We start from the raw sequence: 19571 nt of genomic DNA on the forward strand, positions 1-19571 counted from the left end.
ACCGGGTCGGCGGATGCGTCAGCGCAGGGCGGCGCACGCCTCCTGGATGCGCGTGCACGCCGCGCGCAGCAGGTCGTCCGACGTCGCATAGCTGATCCGCATCGCCGGCGACAGGCCGAACGCCGCGCCCTGCACCGCCGCGACCTTCGCATCGTCGAGCAGGTATCCGACGAAATCCTCGTCGGTGTCGATGCGGCGGCCGTTGGGCGTCGTCTTGCCGATCAGCCGGGCGAACGACGGATAGACATAAAAGGCGCCCTCGGGCGTCGGGCATGTCATGCCGTCGATCTCGCCCAGCATCCCGACGACGAGGTCGCGGCGCGCCTGGAATGCGGCCGCACGCTCCTTCAGGAAATCCTGCGGCCCGTTCAGCGCGGCGACCGCGGCGGCCTGCGCGATCGAACAGGGGTTGCTCGTCGATTGCGACTGCAGCTTGGCGATCGCCTTGATCAGCCAGGGCGCCCCCGCCGCGAAGCCGATGCGCCAGCCGGTCATCGCATAGGCCTTGGAACAGCCGTTGACGGTCAGCGTGCGCTCGTACAGCTCCGGGCACACCTCGGCGATCGTTGCGAAGCGGAAGCCGTCGTAGACGATATGCTCGTACATATCGTCGGCGAAGATCCACACGTGCGGATGCCGCGCCAGCACCGCGCCCAGCGCCTTCAGCTCGTCGACGCTGTAGGCCGCACCGGTCGGGTTCGACGGCGAATTCAGGATCACCCATTTGGTGCGTTCGGTGATCGCCGCGTCCAGCGCCTCGGGCGACAATTTGTAATTGGTCTCCGGTCCCGCCACCGCGATCACCGGCGTGCCGCCCGCGAACTGGACGACGTCGGGGTAGCTCACCCAATACGGCGCGGGCACCACCACCTCGTCGCCGGGGTTCACGCTCGCGACGATCGCGTTGAACAGCGTATGCTTGCCGCCGACGTTCACCGTCACCTGGTCGGTGGTGTAGGCAAGGTTGTTGTCGCGCGCGAACTTGGCGACGATCGCCTGCTTCAGCTCGATCGTGCCGTCGACGTTGGTATATTTGGTCTTGCCGTCGCGGATCGCCTGGATCGCCGCTTCCTTGACGAAATCGGGCGTGTCGAAGTCGGGCTCGCCCGCGCCGAGGCCAATCACGTCGACGCCGGCGCGCTTCAGCTCGAGCACGCGGCTGGTGATCGCGAGCGTGGGCGAGGGGCTGATGCGGCCGAGCGCGGCGGAGGGCTTCATGGCAGGGGCTTTCGTGGGGCGGGAAAGAACGCGCGCGCCCTATAGCGGCGAAGCGGCGTTTTCCGCAACCGCGAGAACCGCGGGAATCAGCCCGCGTAGCGCATTGCCGACAAAAAATTGCGCGTGGAGCGCTTCCGTAGACACATCCTGCTCGATCGCCCGGCCGTTCGCGATCAATTCCGCCCGGAGCACGCCGGGCAAAAGCCCGCGGGCCAGCGGCGGGGTCAGCAGCACGCCGTCGCCGCGCGGCACGAAGACATTGGTGAAGCTGCCCTCGGTCAGCATGCCGCCGCGGACGAACAGCACCTCGTCCGTTCCCGCCGCGCGTCGCGCCGCGTCGTAGAAGCCGCGGTCGCTCGTCTTGTGCCGCAATCGATAGTCATCGGGTGCGACGGGCAGCGGCACGAGCGCGACGCGCATCGGCGCGCTAAGTGGCGGCGGGGCTGGCGCAATGTCGATCGCCAGCGCACCGCTGCGCGCCAGCAGCAGTCGCACGCGCTTCGCCTCGCGCAACCGAAAGGTTGCCGCCTGCAGTTCGTTGCGCGCCGCATGCCGGTCGAACGCGAAGCCCAGCGCCGAAGCGCTCGCCTTCATCCGCGCCAGATGCCGCTCGAGCAGCAAAATGCCCTCCTCGGCATCGAACGCCATCGTCTCGATCAGGTCGATCGCGCGCTGGCCCGCGGCGACGAACGCGCCCTTCGCCAGACATTCCGCCCATTCGTCGTCCGCGCGGCTGTCCGCGACGATGCCCGATCCCAGGCCCAGCGTCGCGTGCGTCGCGTCCGCCGCCCAGTCCAGCGTGCGGATCGCGACGTTGAACGCCGCATCGCCATCCGCGTCGATCCGCCCGATGCTGCCGGTATAGACGCCGCGCGCCTCCGCCTCGACCGCGTCGATCACCTGCATGCTGCGCAGCTTCGGCGCGCCGGTGATCGACCCGCACGGAAACAGCGCGGCGAGCACGTCGACCGCATCGCGCTCCGGCGCCAAGCTCGCGGTGACGGTGGAGGTCATCTGGTGGATCGTCGGATAGGTCTCGATCGCGAACAGGTCGGGCACCGCGACGCTGCCCGCCACCGCGACGCGCGACAGGTCGTTGCGCATCAGGTCGACGATCATCAGATTTTCCGCGCGCTGCTTGGCATCGCCCGCCAGCCGCGCCGCCGCGGCGGCATCGCCCGCCGCGCTCTCGCCACGCGCCGCGGTGCCCTTCATCGGGCGGCAGGTCAGCGTGTCGCCGTCCAGCGCGAAGAACAGTTCGGGCGACAGCGACACGATCGTCCGCTCCCCGGTCGCCACCACCGCGCCATGGCCGGCGCCTGCCCGCGCCCGCAACCGCGCATAGAGCGCCAGCGGATCGCCCGCGACCGGCACGTCGGCGCGCAACGTCAGGTTCGCCTGATAGATATCGCCCGCCGCGATCCAGTCGAGCACGCGGGCGAACGCCGCGTCATAATCGTCGCGCCCGATCCGCGGCACCGGTGCGCCGGCATAGGCGCCCGCGGGATCGGGCAGCCAGTCCGCCGCGTCGACCGCCTGCCAGTCCGCGAACAGCCCGAACCACAGCAACGGCGCGCCCGTGTCGCGCACCGGCGCGCGCGGCATCAGCGCCGCGCCGGCTTCGTAGGCGAGGTATCCCGCCGCATGCAGCCCTTGCGCCCGCGCGCCGCGCAACCGCTCCAGCGCGGGAACGACCGCGTCCACCGTGTCCGCGCGCACCACCGCCACCGGATCGCGATACAGGCGCGCCGCGCCGCCGGGACGGGCATCGTCGAGCAATACGAACGGGGCGGCGATCATCATCGCCAGATGCGCAGGCGATCCGCCTTCGCGCAAGCCGCGATTGCCGCATCCCCGCGCGCTGCCTATCTCGCGGGGCATGAGCCAATCCTCTCCCCCCGTCGCCCCGCTGCGCGCCGCGATCGTCCCCGTCACGCCGATCCAGCAGAATTGCACCTTGATCTGGTGCACCGAGACGATGAAGGCCGCGGTCGTCGATCCGGGCGGCGACCTGCCGCGGATCAAGGCGGCGATCGAACAGGCGGGGATCACGGTCGAGAAAATCCTGCTCACCCACGGCCATATCGACCATGCCGGCGAGGCGAAGGCGCTCGCCCGCGACCTCGCCGTGCCGATCGAGGGCCCGCACGAGGCGGATCGTTTCTGGCTCGCCCGCCTCGACGAGGACGGGCGCACCTACGGCATCCGCGGCGAGGTGTTCGAGCCCGATCGCTGGCTGGTCGACGGCGACACGGTGACCGTCGGCAACCTCAGCCTCGACGTCTACGAAACGCCCGGCCACACGCTCGGCCACGTCATCTTCCACCATGCGCCGTCCAAATTCGCGCAGGTCGGCGACGTGCTGTTCCAGGGGTCGATCGGGCGCAGCGACCTGGCCGGCGGCAACCACCAGCAATTGATCGAGACGATCGTCACCAAGCTGTGGCCGCTCGGCGACGACACCGCCTTCATCCCCGGCCACGGCAACCCCAGCACCTTCGCGCACGAACGCGCGCACAACATGTTCGTCAGCGACCGCGCGCTCGCGGTGGAATAGGGTGGGTTTGTTTGGAAACGCGCGAAAGGGCGCGTTTCGTTGCGGCACCGGCCCACTCCCCCTCCCGACCACCCATCGAGGATACCGTGTGGGTGGCCGGGAGGGGGAGCGGGCCGGTGCCGCTAAAATGCGTCTCGACGCATTTTCAACAAACTCAGCGCTCCAGCCGCACCACCTGCGCGCGCCCGTCGTACCGCACGTCGATGCCCGCGCCCCGCGCCAGCCCGACGCCGCGGCCCGGCGCGACGCTCACGACCCGGAACGCGCGCGTCCGCATCATCCCCGGATAGCGGCCCTGGCGCGCGCCCAGCGTCAACGTGCCCGCGGCATCGTCCAGCGTCACGTCGATCGTCGCGCGTTCGCCGCGGCGCCAGCCCTGGCCGTCGCCCGCATCGTCATACAACGTGAAGCGGCCGTCCGCGCCGCGATAGACGCGCAGCTCCACCGGCCGGTCGGGCGATTCGTCGGCATGTTGCACGTCGCTGCCCAGCGGCAGGATCGTGCCCGCTGCGACATGCACCGGGATTTGTCCGATCGGCGCGGCGACGCGCACGCTCGCGCCGCCCGCCATCCGCGCGCCCGTCCAGAAATCGTACCAGTCGCGCCCCGCGGGCAGCCGCACGTCGCGCGCCGCCGCCCCCTGCTCGACCACCGGACTGACCAGCAGGCCGCGCCCGAACATATATTGGTCCGCGATCCGCCGCACCGCGGGATCGGCGGGAAACGCCATGCCCAGCGGATAGAGGAAGGACACGCCGCGATCCGCGACCTGCCACGATTGCGCATAGAGGAATGGCAGCAACCGGTAGCGCAGCCGCACCGCATCGATCAGCGGCGCGCGTGCGCCTTCGGGAAAGCTGTACACCTCTTTCCCTGCGCCGGTGCCGTGGATGCGGAACATCGGGTTGAACACCGCGAACTGCAGCCAGCGCGTGAACAGCTCCTGATACGCCGGATCGTCCGGGCTGCCGCCGAAGAAGCCGCCGATATCCGCCGACCAATAGGGGATGCCGCTCATCGAGAAATTGACGCCGCCGGGCACCTGCCGGCGGAACGCGTCCCAGGTGCCGACGACGTCGCCCGACCAGGTGATCGCCGCGTTGCGCTGCTGCCCCGCCCAGGCCGACCGGGTCAGGATCACCGGGCGCTTGGCGGCATAATCCATGGCCATCCCGTCGTGCACCGCGGTCGTGTGAAGCAACGGATAGGCGTTGTAGACGACCGCGCCCGGCCCCGCGGCGGTCGTCACGTCGCGCATCTCGCCCCATTGGCCGCCCAGCTCCGCCTCGCTGCCGTCCAGCCAGTATCCGTCGAACCCGACGCGGCCCAGCCGCTGCGACACGTCGCGCCAGTAGGTCGCGCGGGCCTTGGCGGAAAAGGCGTCGTACCAGCGGCCCTCGCCCGCCGGGTACACGTTGGGATAGGTCTTGGGATACAGCCCACCCGCCGCCTCCAGCGCCTTCGTCGTGTCGAGGCCGACGTCGAATCGCGCCCACACCGACACGATGCTGTGCACGTGCTGGCGGTGCAGCGTGCCCAGCATCGCCTTGGGATCGGGATAGCGCGCGGGGTCGAACCGGTGGCTGCCCCATTCGCCCGGCTTCCAATATTGCCAGTCCTGCACCACCGCATCCAGCGGAATGCCCATCTGGCGATAGCGCGCGGCGACGCCGAGCAGCTCGGCCTGCGACGCGTATCGCTCCTTCGACTGCCACAGACCCCAGGTCCAGCGCGCCATCATCGGCGCGGGGCCGGTCAACTGGCGATAGGCGGCGGTGATCGCGTCGACGTCCGGCCCCGCGAACAGGACGTAATCGACGCCCGATCCCGCCTGCGAGCGGAAGACGATACGGTCGGTCGCCTGCGGCACCGCGACCGCGACCTCGGTCACCGCCGGGTTGTTCCAGAACAGGCCGTAACCCGCGCTCGATACCAGCACGGGGACGCCGACGTCGGTGTTCGCCTGCTGCAACCGCACCGTCGTGCCGCGATAATCCATCACCCCCGCCTGGTGCTGGCCCAGGCCATAGATCGCCTGGTCGCCCGGAATCGCGAATCTCTGCTGCACCACGCCGTCGGGATCGGGCGTCCGGCCCAGCCGGCGCATCGCCGCGTCCGTCTCCGCGATCACCGGTTTGCCGTCCGCGCCCAGCAGCGCGACCGCGCCGTTCGCCTTGTCGATCGCGATCCGCATCATCGCCGTCGCGATCAGATAGCGCGTCGGCTCTTCGGTCAGTGTCCAGCTGGTGGCGCGCGGTGCGCCGACGATCGCCAGCGCGGGCGCCGCGGCGCCGTCTGCCGTGTCCACGGCCCGGATGCGCACACGCACGGTCCGCTCGCCCCAGATGTCGAGTCGCATCCGCCCGTCCGGCACCACCAGGTCGATCCCCGTCGCATCGCGCACGGGCGTGCCGACGCCCGTTGCCGCGGCCTGTGCCTCGGCGCCGGCGGCCGGGGCGGGCGCCGCGGGCAGGGGCGCTACGGGCACGGTGCTTGCCAGCAGAAGAAGGGCCAGTCGCATCATCTCTCTCCCCGGACGCACGCGGCGTCTCTGGGCGTAAACATGTCAGACAATTTGGCGGCATGCAAACTGGCCGCGGTTGGTCGGCGGCGCGCCGCGCGAATTCGCTGTCCTACATCATCGGTTTGTGCTACCTATGTTCCGCGCTGACGATCGGCGGCGTCGCAGGCCCTGCGACGTTTTCGGGCGGCGGCGCCGATAACCCGAAAGGGTGCGACCTTTGCGACCTTTCGCACGGGTCGCTTCGTTGCATAGGTCGATCCGCGCGGCCTTGCGTGTTTTGAGCGCAAAGCTTGCAACAATCGCCGAATTCGCTATAGGCCCGCGCTTCGCGATGCGCCCGGCTGTACGGCGGCGCCCAGCGGCCGGCGGTGAACGCGGGTCGTGCGGGCGGCGCCGGTCGTGCGTATCGATTCACTTTTTTAGTTCAAGAACAAGGTGCCGCAATGGCCGTCCCCAAGCGAAAGACCTCTCCCTCCAAGCGCGGCATGCGTCGCGGCCACGATTCGCTGTCGATCGAATCGTTCCAGGAATGCCCGAACTGCGGCGAGCTGAAGCGCCCGCACAATCTGTGCACCGCCTGCGGTCACTATAACGGTCGCGAGATCGTCACGGTCGAGGGCTAAGCCCCCGGTCTTATCCTTGGACAAGCGCTGATCACCATGCCCGACCAATCCTGGATCGCCGTCGATGCGATGGGCGGCGACGAAGGGCTGGCGGTGATGCTGGCCGGGGTCGCCCGCGCCCGGCGCCGTCACGAGGGCATGCGCTTCCTGCTGGTGGGGGATGAGGCGGCGATCGCCGCCGGGCTGAAGGCCCATCCCAACCTCAGCCAGGCGAGCGAGATCGTCCACGCCGCGGACCAGATCGGCTCGAGCGAAAAGCCCAGCCAGGCGATCCGCCGCGCCCGCACGACGTCGATGGGCGTCGCGATCGACCTGGTGAAACAGGGGCGGGCAGGCGCTGCCGTCTCGGCGGGCAATACCGGCGCGCTGATGGCGATGGCGAAGCTCGCGCTGCGCACGCTGCCCGGCATCGACCGCCCCGCGCTCGCCGCCCCGCTGCCGACGCTCGGCGACAACGACGTCATCATGCTCGATCTCGGCGCCAACACCGAGTGCGATGCCCGCAACCTCGTCCAGTTCGCGGTGATGGGCGCCGCCTATGCGCGCACCATCCTCGACCTCGACAGCCCCCGCGTCGCATTGCTCAACATCGGCAGCGAGGATCAGAAGGGCACGGACGAGATCCGCGACGCCGCCGCGATCCTGCGCGGCGCGAATCACCTGCCGCTGACCTTCACCGGCTTCGTCGAGGGCGACCGGCTGGCGCGCGGCCATCACGACGTCATCGTCTGCGACGGCTTTGCCGGCAACATCGCGCTCAAGACCGCCGAGGGCACCGCGCGTTTCGTCGGCGACCTGCTGAAGCGCGCCTTCCGCAGCTCGGCGCGCTCGAAGATCGGTTTCCTGATCTCGCGGCCCGCGACCGAGCTGCTGCGCGACCATCTCGATCCCAACAATCACAACGGCGCGGTCTTCCTCGGCCTCAATGGCATCATCGTGAAGAGCCACGGCGGCGCCAACGAGCTCGGCGTCGCCACCGCGATCGGCAATGCCGCCAAGATGGTGCGTGCCGACCTCACGCGCCGCATCGCCGAGGACCTCGGCAATTTCGAAAAGGCCGCGTAAGGGGACTTTATGATCCGTTCGGTCCTCCTCGGCACCGGCTCCGCGCTCCCGGCGCGGCAAGTCTCCAATCACGATCTCGCCGCGCAGCTCGACACCAGCGACGAATGGATCGTCGAGCGTACCGGCATCCGCATGCGCCACATCGCCGGCCCGGACGAAACGACCGCGACGCTCGCCGCCGATGCCGCCCGCGCCGCGCTCGATGCCGCCGGGGTGAGCGCGCAGGCCATCGACCTCATCGTCCTCGCCACCGCGACCCCCGACCAGACCTTTCCCGCCACCGCGACGAAGGTGCAGGCGATGCTCGGCATCGACGATTGCGTCGCCTTCGACGTCGCCGCCGTCTGCTCGGGCTTCCTCTATGCGGTGCAGGTCGCCGACGCGATGCTGCGCTCGGGGGTGCAGCGGCGCGCGCTCGTGATCGGCGCGGAAACGTTCAGCCGCATCCTCGACTGGGAAGACCGCACCACCGCGGTATTGTTCGGCGACGGCGCCGGCGCGATCGTGCTGGAGGCGCAGGACAGCGCCGACGCCGACGGGCGGGGCATCCTCGCGACGCGGCTGCATGCCGACGGACGGTACAACGATCTGCTCTACGTCGATGGCGGCCCCTCGACCACGGGCACCGTCGGCAAGCTGCGGATGAAGGGGCGCGAGGTGTTCCGCCACGCCGTCGTCAATCTCGCTGCGGTGATGGACGAATCGCTCCGTCTCGCGGGCCTCACCCCGGCCGACGTCGACTGGGTCGTGCCGCATCAGGCGAACGCGCGCATCCTCGATGCTACCAGCCGCAAGCTCGGCCTGCCCCCGGAAAAGGTCGTCATGACCGTCGACCGTCACGCCAACACCTCGGCCGCGTCCGTACCGCTCGCGCTGGACACCGCGACGCGCGACGGGCGTATCAAACCGGGACAGATCATCGTGCTGGAGGCGATGGGCGGCGGGTTCACTTGGGGTGCGGCGGTCCTGCGCTATTGATATTGATCAAGGGCCCGCCGGCACGGTAGCCTGTGACCGGAAAGTCACTTTCGGACACGTCTTGTCTGGTGTAGACATCGGGCGGGGGTGAACGACATTCAGAGGGCGGGGACGTAACGTGTTGATGACAACCGCGGGGACGCTGACGCGGGCGGATCTGGCAGAAGCGCTGCACCGGCAGATCGGATTGTCGCGGGCTGATTCGGCCAAGCTGGTCGAGCAGATCCTGACCGAGATGTGCGAGGCGCTGAGCCGGGGCGAGAACGTCAAGATTTCGGGCTTCGGCACCTTCGTCCTGCGGGACAAGGGCGAACGCGTCGGCCGCAATCCGAAGACCGGCATCGAGGTGCCGATCGCGCCCCGCCGCGTGCTCACCTTCCGTGCCAGTCAGATGATGCGCGACTGCATCGTCAACGCCGGCTGATCGCATGGCCGCGGACGTGGCCAAGGCAGACACCGCATTCCGCACGATCGGAGAGGTGTCGGCCGACACCGGCCTGCCGCACCACATCCTGCGCTATTGGGAGAGCCGCTTTCCCCAACTGCGCCCCGTCACCCGGGCGGGCAACCGGCGCTATTACCGGCCCGAAGACGTCGCGCTCGTCCGCCGGATCGACGCGCTGCTCCACCGCGAAGGCTATACGCTGCGCGGCGTCCAGCAACTGCTCGCCCGAGACGAGCGCGCCGATGCCGCCCCAATCGACGAAGCCGCGGCGCTGACAAGCCTGCGCGGCATCCGCGACCTGTTGGCGCAGGCGCTTGCCCAGGACGAGGGCCGCCCGCTGGGCTAGTCGCGTGGGCGCAGCCCGTCGCGCAGCATCGCCGCCGCCGCATCCGCCACGGCCTCTGCGGACTGGTCCTCACTCCACACGCCGTAGCGCAGGCCCAGGAACACGTTCATGCCCATGATCGCCCAGGCATGGACCTCGGCGACGTCCGCCCGCACCTCGCCGCGCTGCGCCGCACTGCGCAGCCGCTGCTCGATCCGCTCCGCCGTCGTCGCATAATGCAGGCGGAAGCTTTCCGGGTCGACGAACTCCGCCTCGTCGATGATGCGATAGATTTCCTTGTGCGCCCGGACGAAGCCGATGAACTGCGCCAGCCCCGCCCGCTCCGCCGCCAGCCCGTCGGCGGCGCCCCGGACTGCCGGCGCGACGTGATCGCGCACCTGATCCGACATATCGCGGACCAGCGCGCGGAACACCGCGTCCTTCGAATCGAAATAGGTGTAGAAGCTGCCGAGCGCGACGCCCGCCCGCCGCGTTATCGCGCTGATCGAGGCGTCGTGGAACCCGCGCTCGCCGAATTCCGCGGCGGCAGCATCCAGTAACGCGCGCAGTGTCCGCCGGCCGCGGTCGGTGCGTGGCATCTTCGCAGGTACCGGCGGATCGGTGGCCTGGAAGCTGTCCTGTGTCATGTCCCCTCCCTGCACCAGCCCCGAAACCCTGTCTGCACGACCAAGTTGAATACTGGTTCAGGTTTCAGTATAGGGATGTCGAACGACGTACAAGCCGGGATCAACCGGACGCGGCGTCGACAGGGGAGGTTGGCTATGAAGGCGCTTGGTACGTCCACGACACTCAAGCTGGGCGTGGCGCTCGCCGCGCTCTGCACGACGCCGGCGATAGCGCAGGTCGCGTCGGCCGCCGACCCCGCGCAAGCGGGGAGCGCCAGCGCGGCGGAAACCGCGCCCGACACGAACACGGCCGCTGCCGACGACGGCGACATCGTCGTCACCGCGCGGCGGCGTGCGGAAACCTTGCTGTCCGTACCGATCGCCGTCACCGCCTTCACCGCGGACAAGCTGGCCAAGTCGGGTGCGATCGACCTGACCGACATCCAGAACACGACACCCAATACGACGCTGAAGGTCGCGCGCGGCTCGAACTCGACGCTCGCCGCCTTCATTCGCGGCGTCGGCCAGCAGGATCCGGTGCCGGGCTTCGAGGCGGGCGTCGGCGTCTATCTCGACGACGTCTATCTCAACCGGCCGCAGGCAGCGGTGCTCGACATCTACGACGTCGACCGGATCGAGGTGCTGCGCGGCCCGCAGGGAACGCTATACGGGCGCAACACGATCGGCGGCGCGGTCAAATACGTCACCAAGCGCCTGCCCGACACGCCCGAAGTGCGGGTCAAGGGCACCTACGGCAGCTACAACCAGGCGGATGCGGTGGTCGCGTTGTCAGTGCCGATCGGCGATATGCTGAAGGTCGGCGTCGCGGGCGCGCGGCTGAGCCGCGACGGCTTCGGGCGCAACCTCAACCTCAATATAGACAATTACAACAAGGACATCTGGGCCGCGCGCGGCACGGTGGAGTTCGAGAGCCCGGACACGCGGCTGTTCGTGCGCATCACCGGCGACTATACGCACGACAAGAGCAACCCGCGCAACGGCCACCGCCTGATCCCCGGCATCGCCAGCGGAACGCCGGTGCTGGCGAACGTCTTCGACACGCAGGCCGGGCTCAACACGCCGCGCCAGAATATCGAGGCGGGCGGCCTGTCGATGAGCGTCAGCGCCAAGCTGACCGACCAGCTGACCTTGCGCAGCATCAGCGCGTACCGCGCCGACACATCTTATACTCCAATCGACTTCGACTCGCTGCCCGCGGTCGATGTCGACGTGCCCGCCGTCTATCGCAACGAGCAGACCAGCCAGGAATTCCAGCTGCTCTACAGCTCCGACAAGATCAACGGCCTGATCGGTTATTACTATCTGGGCGCCAAGGCCTCGACCGGGTTCGGCGTGCTCTTGTCGACCACCTTCCCGGGTCTCGACGCCTATACTGCGGGCGATGTGCGGACCGAGACGTCGTCGGTCTATGGCGACTTCACCTTCGACTTCACGCCGCAGATCAGCCTGTCGCTCGGCGGCCGCTATACGTGGGACGAGCGCAGCTCGTACATCTTCAAGGCCAATTACATCGGCCTGACCCAGGAGTTCGGCGGCACGCCGGTGCCGTTCCTGGGCACGCCGCCCTCGACCAATTTCCGCGGCGTCGCCAATTTCAAGCGCTTCACCCCGCGGGCCTCATTGAACTTCAAGCCGAACGACAACCACCTGCTCTATGCGTCCTATTCGGAAGGCTTCAAGGGCGGCGGGTTCGATCCGCGCGGGTCGGGCACGTCGGCGCCGATCAGCAACCCCGCCGCCGGACGGACGTATCAGGACATCTACAATTTCCTGCTGTTCCGCCCCGAAACCGTCACCAGCTACGAGATCGGGTGGAAGGGTGCCGCGTTCGACAAACGGCTGACCTGGGCGCTCGACGGTTTCTATTCGGACTATACCGACGTTCAGGTGCCGGGATCGGTCGGCTGCACCGTCGGCGGCGTGCAGACCTTCTGCGGCATCACCACCAACGCCGCCAAGGCGCGGATCAAGGGCATCGAGCTGGAAACCAACGCCGTGCTCGCCCGCGATTTCGCCGGCGCCGGATCGTCGTTCAGCCTGGCCGGCACGATGGGCTATATCGATGCCAAATACCGCAAGTTCATCGGCCCGACCGGGGTCGACGTCGCCAACGTCCGCGTTTTCCAGAATACGCCGGACTGGACGGCATCGGGCACCGCGACGGGCGCGATCCCGGTCGGCGACGGCCTGGTCACCGCCAATACCACCGTCTCCTACCGCAGCCTGACGCACCAGTTCGAGACGGCGAGCCCGTTCCTGGACCAGCCGGGCTATACGCTGTGGGATGCAGGCCTGACCTATGCCTTCGGCGCGGAGCGGCGCTATTCGATCGGCGTCTATGGCCGCAACCTGACCGACAAGCGCTACAAGACAAGCGGATACCAGTATATCAGGACCGACATCGCCGGTACGCCGCTCAACGCCGCGGGCCAGCCGATCACCAACGGCACCGGATATGTCCCGACATTGGGCAAGGAGGGCATCGCCACCGCCTTCTACGGCGCGCCGCGGCAGGTGTTCGGGACGTTCACCGCGCGGTTCTGATAGGGACAGTCCGTCACCCTCACCCTTCCCTCTCCCGGTGGGAGAGGGAGGCAGGAGAAGCAGATGCCGACCCGTTCCCGTTATCCGGCGCTCGTGCTGGCGATGCTGCTGCTCGTCTACACCTTCAACTTCCTCGACCGGCAGATCCTCGGCATCCTCGCGCAGCCGATCAAGGCGGACCTGAAGCTCAGCGATACCGAGCTTGGCGCGCTAGGGGGCATCGCCTTCGCCCTTCTCTATTCGACGCTCGCCATCCCGCTCGCGCTCGTCGCGGACCGCACCAGCCGCAGCTGGGTCATCACCGCCAGCCTGGCGGTGTGGAGCGGTTTCACCGCCCTGTGCGGGCTCGCCACCGGCTTCTGGCAATTGTTCGCCTTTCGCCTGGGCGTCGGGGTCGGCGAGGCGGGGGGCGTCGCGCCCTCCTATGCGATGATCGCCGACTATTTCCCGCCCGAACGCCGCGCGCGGGCGCTCGCCATCTATTCGCTCGGCATCCCGATCGGGCTTGCCGGCGGCGCGCTGCTCGGCGGGGTGATCGCCAGCCTGGTCGACTGGCGCTGGGCATTCATCGTCGTCGGGCTGGCGGGCGTCGTGCTCGCGCCGATATTCCGCCTCGTCGTCAAGGAACCGCCGCGGCCGCGGTCGGGCAGCGACGCGGTCCGCGTCGGCGCGGTGTTCCGCCTGCTCGCGGGCAAGCGCAGCTTCTGGCTGATGGCGTTCGCCGCGGCGTTCAGTTCGATGTGCGGCTATGGCCTCGCCTTCTGGGTGCCGTCGGTGCTGATCCGCAGCTTCGGCTTCACGCTTCTCGGCACGTCGCACTATGTCGCCTCGCTGTTGCTCGTCGGCGGCACGATCGGCGTGTTCGGCGGCGGCTGGCTTGCCGACCGGCTGGGCGCGCGCGACCGCGGCGCCTATGCGAGGCTGCCGGCGATCGCCTGGCTCATCACCGTGCCGCTGTTCGGGGCGGCGCTGATGAGCCCGTCGCCGGTCGTCGCCTGGTTCCTGTTCCTCATCCCCAACGGGCTCAACATCCTGTGGCTGGGGCCGGTGACGACCGCGGTCCAGCACCTCGTCCCCGCGCCGATGCGCGCGACCGCGTCGGCGAGCTTCCTGTTCATCAACAATCTGATCGGGCTGGGGCTGGGATCGTGGCTGATGGGGCGGTTGTCCGACGCGATGAAGGCGGCGCATGGTGTCGACGCGCTACGCTACGCCACCTTCTATGCGCTGGGCTTCTACGTGATCGCGGCCGCGCTGATGCTGAGCGCGGTCAAAGCGCTGCGCCGCGACTGGGTGGCGTGAAAGGTCGCGAAAGTCGCAGTGTTTGCGGGGCGTTGCCCACCATGTTGGCATGGCGGGCAAGCGCATGATAATGCACCGGAAGTCGCGCGAGTCTTGACAGAATTGACACCTGAACGCGACATCTCCTGTCGCGCCGGCGTTATTTTATGTCAACGATGCGAAAGAGCCTTTGTTCTCTTTCTGTACCACGATTTGCGCGTGTAGGACAGCCCTTACCGTTCGCGCGTCGCGAGGAAGCGGACCTTCGGGTAACGGTCGACGATATAGCCGACTTCCCATGCGCTCTTGGCGAGGAAGACGGGGTTGCCGTCGCGATCCTTGGCCATGGCGGCGCGGTTCAGGTCCATGAACGCCTTGAGGTCGGCGGGATCGTCCGCCGCGATCCAGCGCGCGGTGTCGAAGGGCGCGGGCTCCAGTCCGGCGGCAACCTTGTATTCCGCATCGAGCCGGCTGAGCAGCACGTCGAGCTGCAGCTGGCCGACGACGCCGATGATCCAGTTGCTGCCGATCTCCGGATAGAAGACCTGCGTCACGCCCTCTTGGGCCATGTCGTCGAGCGCTTTGCGCAATTGCTTGGTCTTGGTCGGGTCCTTGAGCGCGACGCGGCGCAGGATTTCGGGCGCGAAGTTCGGCAGGCCGGTGAAGCGCACGTCGGCCTTTTCGCTGAGCGTATCGCCGACGCGCAGGGTGCCGTGGTTGGGGATGCCGATGATGTCGCCGGGGAAGGCCTCGTCCGCCACTTCGCGATTCTGCGCGAAGAACAGGATCGGGGAGTGGACTGCGATCGGCTTGCCGTGGCCCGTGGGGGTCAGCTTCATGCCGCGTTTGAAGGTGCCCGAGCATAGCCGCATGAAGGCGATGCGGTCGCGGTGGTTGGGGTCCATGTTGGCCTGGACCTTGAACACGAAGCCGGTGACCTCGGAATTCTCCGGGCTGACCGGGGCGGGTTCGGCGGGCTGGGCGCGCGGGGGCGGCGCATGTTCGGCGAGCGCGGCGATCAGTTCGGCGGGGCCGAAATCCTTGAGCGCGGAGCCGAAGAAGACGGGTGTCAGATCGCCGTGGCGATAGGCGGCGGCGTCGAAGGCGGGATAGCCCACCTGCGCGAGCTCGATCTCCTCCGCGATATCCTCGGGCAGCGCCGGGTCCTGCTCCATCTTGCCCTGGAAGGTGCGGCTGTCGCCCTCCGGCCGGGTGATGCGGTTGGTGGCGAGGTCGAGGATACCCTGGAACGTCCCGCCCATGCCGACCGGCCAGGTCATCGGGCATACGTCCAATGCCAGCATGTCGGCGATCTCGTCGAGCAGTTCGAACACCGGCCGGCCTTCGCGGTCGACCTTGTTGACGAAGGTGATGATCGGGACGGATCGGAGGCGGCAGACCTCGAACAACTTGCGCGTCTGCGGCTCGATGCCCTTGGCGGCGTCGATCACCATGATCGCCGAATCGACCGCGGTCAGCGTGCGATAGGTATCCTCGCTGAAATCCTCGTGGCCCGGCGTGTCGAGCAGGTTGAAGGTGATGCCGTCATGTTCGAACGTCATCACCGACGAGGTGACGGAGATACCGCGCTGCTGCTCGATCTTCATCCAGTCGGAGCGCGCGCGTCGGTTCGCCCCGCGCGCCTTCACCTCGCCGGCGAGATGGATCGCGCCGCCGAAGTACAGCAGCTTTTCGGTCAGCGTCGTCTTGCCGGCGTCGGGGTGGGAGATGATCGCGAAGGTACGGCGGGGGGAGGTCATCACTGGGTCCGGTCAGAAGGCGTCATCCCCGCGCAGGCGGGGATCCAGATACTCAGGCGTTCGGGCAGGAGTCGCTGGCGTTGCGTCAATGGATTCCCGCCTACGCGGGAATGACGAAAATGGGAATTGCCGGGTCGCGCAACCAGACCCGCTTTTACGCGGTCAGCGTCACCTTCATGCGGATGTGCTTCGTGTCGCCGGGCGCGATCTCGAACACGCCGGGCTTGGCGCGGAAATCGCCCGCATAGCCTTCGGGATCGGCGATGCCGTGCCAGGGTTCGATGCAGACATAGGCGGCGCCGGGCTTGGTCCAGATGCCGAGCTTGGGCGTGTCCGGGAAGGCGACGTGGAGCTCGGGGCCCTCGCTCGCGCCATAGGTGACGGCTTGCGAGCGGACATGGTCCCAGACGAGCGCGTCGTCGGTGAACAGATCGTCGCGCAGCTGCAACGTGCGGCCGTCGAGCGGCGAGGGGCGCGTGGCGGCGGCGATCAGGCCGTCGGGAGCGATCTCGCGCAGCGCGCCGGGCTCGTCCGCCGCGAAGACGATGCGGTGGTCGGCGCGATCGTGCCCATAGGGCAGCGGCCACGCGAAGGCGGGATGGAAGCCGAAGCTCGCCGGCATGGCCGCGTCGTTGCGGTTGACGATGCGCGCCTCGACCGACAGCGTCGTGTCTTCGATCGAGAAGGTGATCTCCAGCCGGAAGGCGAAGGGGTAATGGCTGCGCGTCTGGTCGCTGTCCTCCAGCGCGAAGACGGCGTGACTGTCCGACGCCTCGACGACATCGAACAGCGAATGGCGGGCGAAACCGTGCTTGGGCATCGGATAGGTCGCGCCGTCGAGGTGGATCTGCAGCCCGTTGGTGACGCCGATCACCGGGAACAGGATCGGCGCGTGGCCGGTCCAGAAGGCCGGGTCGGCGTCGGTCATCAATTCGCGGCCTTGCGCATCGGTGAGGTGCGTGAGCTCGGCGCCATAGCTGTTGATCGCGGCGGTGAGCGCGCCGGAGGTGATGCGGATCATCTGGGGGTCGGTCATGATGCGGCCTGTAACGCACGAATGCCGGAAAATCCTCCCCTGCTGCGCAGGGGAGGGGGACCGCCGCCGGAGGCGGTGGTGGAGGGGCAGCCAAACAGAGCCATCGTCTGCGGCTGCCCCTCCACCATTCGGCTGCGCCGAACGGTCCCCCTCTCCCCGCGAAGCGGGGAGGATTTTCAGGTCCTGAGCACCGCACCCTGTTTCGCGGCGGCGGCGACGACCTTGTCGGCGATGGCCTTCAGCGCCTCGTCGGTGAAGCTCTTGTCGGTCGGCTGGAGCGTCACCTCGACCGCGACGGACTTCATGCCGGGCTCGACGCCCGTGCCGGTGAAGACGTCGAAGACGCGCGCGGCGGTGATCGCCGCCTTGTCCGCGCCGCGCACGCTGCGGACCAGCGCGTCGGCGGAGAGGGCGGCGGGGACGAGGAAGGCGAAGTCGCGGCGCACCGATTGCAGCGCGGGCGGCGCGAAGGCCGGGCGCATGAAGCCGCCGCCGCCGCGCTTCGCCGGCAAGGCGTCGAGGTAGAGTTCGACCGCGGCGATGCTGCCGTCGAGGTCGAACGCCTTAGTGAGCGTCGGATGCAACATGCCGAAGCGCGCGAGGATCGTCTTGGGCCCGAGCCGCAGCGTGCCCGACTGGCCGGGATGCCATGCGTCGCCGGCTTCCCCCATCACCTGCAGGTTGTCGACGGGCGCGCCTGCGGCGGCGAGCAGGGCGAGCGCCTCCGCCTTGGCGTCAAAGGCGTCGAAGGCCGCGGCCTTGCCGGCGCGCCAGCCGCGTTCGCGCGCGTTGCCGGCTAGGACGAGGCCGAGCGTCGGATGCTCGCCTTCGGCGAGATAGCGGCGGCCGATCTCGAACAGGCGCACGGCGGTGGCGCCGCGCGCAAGATTGCGGCGGGTCGCCGACAGCAGGCCGGGGAGCAGCGACGGGCGCATGACCTTCAGGTCCTCGCTGATCGGATTGGCAAGGCTCCACGCGCCGCCGCCGAACGGCGCGGCCTCGGCGTCGGAAACGAAGCTCCACGTCACCGCCTCGTCGAGGCCGCGCGCGGCGGCGGCGCGGCGGACGCGGCGCTCCAGCTTCTGCTGCGGCGTCGCGGTCGGCCTGGCGACGCCGGGCGCGCGGGGCAGGGGGACGGGCGCGACCTTGTCGATCCCCTCGATGCGGATCACTTCCTCGACCAGGTCGGCGGGGCCGTCGATGTCGCGGCGCCACGTCGGCACGGTGACACGCCAGTCATCGGCAACGGTGAAGCCGAGACGTTTGAGGATCGCCTTCTGCCGGTCGGGCGCGATGGCGAGGCCGCCGAGCGTTTCGGCGCGCGCCGGGTCGTAGGCGATCGTGCGCGGCGCCAGCGGCGGCTGGCCGGCGCGGGTGACGGCGCTGGCGGTGCCGCCGCAATATTGCTGGACGAGGAAGGTCGCGATGGCGAGGCCGTCGTCGAGGAACGCCGGGTCGACGCCGCGTTCGAACCGCTGGCGCGCATCCGACGTCAGCGCCAGCGCCTGGCCGGTGCGCGCGATCGCGTCGGGCGCGAAATAGGCGCATTCGATGATGACGTCGGTGGTCGCCTCCGACACGCCCGAATGCGCGCCGCCCATGATGCCACCGATATCGTGCACCGCGACATCGTCGGCGATGACGGTCATGCCTTCGGACAGGGTGTAGGTCCGGCCGTTGAGCGCCTCGACGGTTTCGCCGGTGCGCGCCTTCCGCGCGACGAGACCGCCCGACAGTTTCGCCTTGTCGTAGACGTGCAGTGGGCGGCCGCAATCGACGGTCATGTAGTTGGTGATGTCGACCAGTGCCGAGATCGGCTTCTGCCCGATCGCGGTCAGGCGGTGGCGCATCCACTCGGGCGCCTCGCCGTTGGTGAGGCCGCGCACCGCCTGCGCGTAGAAGGCGGGGCAGCCGTCCGCATCCTCGATGCGGACATCGGGGCCGGGGCCCTCGGTCACGACCACGGGCGCGGTCAGCGGCACGAGCGTGCCGAGCCCGGCGGCGGCGAGATCGCGCGCGATGCCGTGGACGCCCATGCAATCCTGGCGGTTGGGGGTGATCGACACGTCGATGACGGGATCGTCGAGCCCGGCATAATCGGGGAAGGGCGTGCCGATCGGCGCATCGGCGGGCAGTTCGATGATGCCGTCATGGCCCTCGCCGATCTGCAGCTCGCGCGCGGAGCACATCATGCCGTTCGACTCGACGCCGCGGATGCTCGCGACCTTCAGCGTCACGTCGAGCCCGGGGACATAGGCGCCCGGCGCGCCGAACACGCCGACCAGGCCGGCGCGCGCATTGGGGGCGCCGCAGACGACCTGCATCGGGCCGTCTCCGGCGTCGACCGACAGGACCTGGAGCTTGTCCGCCTGCGGATGCGGCGCGGCCGACAGGATGCGCGCGATGCGGAAGCTTTTGAGCGCATCGCCGGGATTGTCGACGCCCTCGACCTCCAGCCCGATGCGCGTCAGGCCGTCGAGGATATCCTCGAGGCCCGCGTCGGTGGTCAGGTGATGCTTGAGCCAGGAGAGGGTGAACTTCATCGGAACGTTCCGTCCTTATCGTCAT

At 68.8% G+C, this 19571-nt stretch carries 15 protein-coding genes; 8 read left to right on the forward strand and 7 right to left on the reverse strand.

Annotation, left to right across the window (positions count from 1 at the left end; genetic code table 11):
* Window positions 1-18: 18 nt before the first annotated feature.
* Together DM480_RS07385 and pabB are read right to left on the reverse strand one after the other, a co-directional pair.
* Window positions 19-1218, reverse strand: coding sequence for a pyridoxal phosphate-dependent aminotransferase (locus DM480_RS07385; RefSeq protein WP_115378258.1), 1200 nt, complete (start codon window positions 1216-1218; stop codon window positions 19-21).
* Between the two features lie 39 nt (window positions 1219-1257).
* Window positions 1258-3021, reverse strand: a complete 1764-nt coding sequence (gene pabB, locus DM480_RS07390; protein WP_198665942.1) for an aminodeoxychorismate synthase component I — start codon at window positions 3019-3021, stop codon at window positions 1258-1260.
* Between the two features lie 76 nt (window positions 3022-3097).
* Here pabB and DM480_RS07395 point away from each other — a divergent pair, with 76 nt between their 5' ends.
* Window positions 3098-3775 carry an MBL fold metallo-hydrolase gene (locus DM480_RS07395; protein ID WP_115378259.1) on the forward strand — a complete coding sequence of 226 codons (678 nt, stop codon included), beginning with the start codon at window positions 3098-3100 and terminating at the stop codon, window positions 3773-3775.
* A gap of 154 nt (window positions 3776-3929) precedes the next feature.
* Here DM480_RS07395 and DM480_RS07400 read toward each other — a convergent pair whose 3' ends face one another.
* Complete coding sequence (locus DM480_RS07400) at window positions 3930-6299, reverse strand: glycoside hydrolase family 31 protein (RefSeq protein WP_115378260.1); 2370 nt, start codon at window positions 6297-6299, stop codon at window positions 3930-3932.
* Window positions 6300-6742: 443 nt separating this feature from the next.
* On the opposite strand from DM480_RS07400, the gene rpmF reads away from it, so the two are divergent.
* The 5 genes from rpmF to DM480_RS07425 all read left to right on the forward strand — a co-directional run bounded on the left by rpmF (window position 6743) and on the right by DM480_RS07425 (window position 9756).
* Window positions 6743-6922 (forward strand): 50S ribosomal protein L32, encoded by a 180-nt coding sequence (gene rpmF, locus DM480_RS07405; RefSeq protein ID WP_115378261.1) that lies wholly within the window; start codon window positions 6743-6745, stop codon window positions 6920-6922.
* A 36-nt stretch (window positions 6923-6958) separates the two neighbouring features.
* The gene (gene plsX, locus DM480_RS07410; protein WP_115378262.1) at window positions 6959-7987 is read left to right on the forward strand and encodes a phosphate acyltransferase PlsX; all 1029 of its coding nucleotides are present in this window, start codon (window positions 6959-6961) and stop codon (window positions 7985-7987) included.
* A 9-nt stretch (window positions 7988-7996) separates the two neighbouring features.
* Window positions 7997-8965 carry a beta-ketoacyl-ACP synthase III gene (locus DM480_RS07415; RefSeq protein WP_115378263.1) on the forward strand — a complete coding sequence of 323 codons (969 nt, stop codon included), beginning with the start codon at window positions 7997-7999 and terminating at the stop codon, window positions 8963-8965.
* A 124-nt stretch (window positions 8966-9089) separates the two neighbouring features.
* Window positions 9090-9389, forward strand: a complete 300-nt coding sequence (locus DM480_RS07420) for an integration host factor subunit alpha (protein ID WP_115378264.1) — start codon at window positions 9090-9092, stop codon at window positions 9387-9389.
* A 4-nt stretch (window positions 9390-9393) separates the two neighbouring features.
* Window positions 9394-9756 (forward strand): MerR family transcriptional regulator, encoded by a 363-nt coding sequence (locus tag DM480_RS07425; protein WP_115378265.1) that lies wholly within the window; start codon window positions 9394-9396, stop codon window positions 9754-9756.
* On the opposite strand, the gene DM480_RS07430 is transcribed toward DM480_RS07425, so the two are convergent.
* Entirely contained in the window at window positions 9753-10382 is a 630-nt protein-coding gene (locus DM480_RS07430) for a TetR/AcrR family transcriptional regulator (protein ID WP_115378266.1), read from the reverse strand. The genes DM480_RS07425 and DM480_RS07430 overlap by 4 nt on opposite strands.
* A gap of 135 nt (window positions 10383-10517) precedes the next feature.
* Between DM480_RS07430 and DM480_RS07435 the strand changes: the two genes are divergently transcribed.
* Window positions 10518-12926 (forward strand): TonB-dependent receptor, encoded by a 2409-nt coding sequence (locus DM480_RS07435; protein ID WP_115378267.1) that lies wholly within the window; start codon window positions 10518-10520, stop codon window positions 12924-12926.
* Window positions 12927-12989: 63 nt separating this feature from the next.
* On the forward strand, window positions 12990-14228 hold the full coding sequence (locus DM480_RS07440; protein WP_115378268.1) for a spinster family MFS transporter: 1239 nt from the start codon (window positions 12990-12992) through the stop codon (window positions 14226-14228).
* Between the two features lie 212 nt (window positions 14229-14440).
* Here the strand turns inward: DM480_RS07440 and DM480_RS07445 are convergent, their stop codons facing one another.
* The 3 genes from DM480_RS07445 to pheT all read right to left on the reverse strand — a co-directional run bounded on the left by DM480_RS07445 (window position 14441) and on the right by pheT (window position 19546).
* The gene (locus tag DM480_RS07445) at window positions 14441-15967 is read right to left on the reverse strand and encodes a peptide chain release factor 3 (protein WP_115378269.1); all 1527 of its coding nucleotides are present in this window, start codon (window positions 15965-15967) and stop codon (window positions 14441-14443) included.
* 154 nt (window positions 15968-16121) lie between these two features.
* A complete protein-coding gene (locus tag DM480_RS07450) occupies window positions 16122-17003 on the reverse strand; it encodes an aldose 1-epimerase family protein (protein WP_115378270.1) in 882 nt (293 codons plus the stop codon).
* 176 nt (window positions 17004-17179) lie between these two features.
* A complete protein-coding gene (pheT, locus tag DM480_RS07455; protein ID WP_115378271.1) occupies window positions 17180-19546 on the reverse strand; it encodes a phenylalanine--tRNA ligase subunit beta in 2367 nt (788 codons plus the stop codon).
* Window positions 19547-19571: the final 25 nt, after the last annotated feature.

Origin of the sequence: Sphingomonas sp. FARSPH (genome assembly GCF_003355005.1) — a bacterium.
In the GTDB taxonomy this organism is placed as follows: domain Bacteria; phylum Pseudomonadota; class Alphaproteobacteria; order Sphingomonadales; family Sphingomonadaceae; genus Sphingomonas.

Coding starts and splice junctions, on each gene's coding strand:
- DM480_RS07385 (WP_115378258.1), bottom strand. CDS start 1,218: ATGAAGCCCTCCGCCGCGCTCGGCCGCATCAGCCCCTCGCCCACGCTC.
- pabB (WP_198665942.1), bottom strand. CDS start 3,021: ATGATGATCGCCGCCCCGTTCGTATTGCTCGACGATGCCCGTCCCGGC.
- DM480_RS07395 (WP_115378259.1), top strand. CDS start 3,098: ATGAGCCAATCCTCTCCCCCCGTCGCCCCGCTGCGCGCCGCGATCGTC.
- DM480_RS07400 (WP_115378260.1), bottom strand. CDS start 6,299: ATGATGCGACTGGCCCTTCTTCTGCTGGCAAGCACCGTGCCCGTAGCG.
- rpmF (WP_115378261.1), top strand. CDS start 6,743: ATGGCCGTCCCCAAGCGAAAGACCTCTCCCTCCAAGCGCGGCATGCGT.
- plsX (WP_115378262.1), top strand. CDS start 6,959: ATGCCCGACCAATCCTGGATCGCCGTCGATGCGATGGGCGGCGACGAA.
- DM480_RS07415 (WP_115378263.1), top strand. CDS start 7,997: ATGATCCGTTCGGTCCTCCTCGGCACCGGCTCCGCGCTCCCGGCGCGG.
- DM480_RS07420 (WP_115378264.1), top strand. CDS start 9,090: ATGACAACCGCGGGGACGCTGACGCGGGCGGATCTGGCAGAAGCGCTG.
- DM480_RS07425 (WP_115378265.1), top strand. CDS start 9,394: ATGGCCGCGGACGTGGCCAAGGCAGACACCGCATTCCGCACGATCGGA.
- DM480_RS07430 (WP_115378266.1), bottom strand. CDS start 10,382: ATGACACAGGACAGCTTCCAGGCCACCGATCCGCCGGTACCTGCGAAG.
- DM480_RS07435 (WP_115378267.1), top strand. CDS start 10,518: ATGAAGGCGCTTGGTACGTCCACGACACTCAAGCTGGGCGTGGCGCTC.
- DM480_RS07440 (WP_115378268.1), top strand. CDS start 12,990: ATGCCGACCCGTTCCCGTTATCCGGCGCTCGTGCTGGCGATGCTGCTG.
- DM480_RS07445 (WP_115378269.1), bottom strand. CDS start 15,967: ATGACCTCCCCCCGCCGTACCTTCGCGATCATCTCCCACCCCGACGCC.
- DM480_RS07450 (WP_115378270.1), bottom strand. CDS start 17,003: ATGACCGACCCCCAGATGATCCGCATCACCTCCGGCGCGCTCACCGCC.
- pheT (WP_115378271.1), bottom strand. CDS start 19,546: ATGAAGTTCACCCTCTCCTGGCTCAAGCATCACCTGACCACCGACGCG.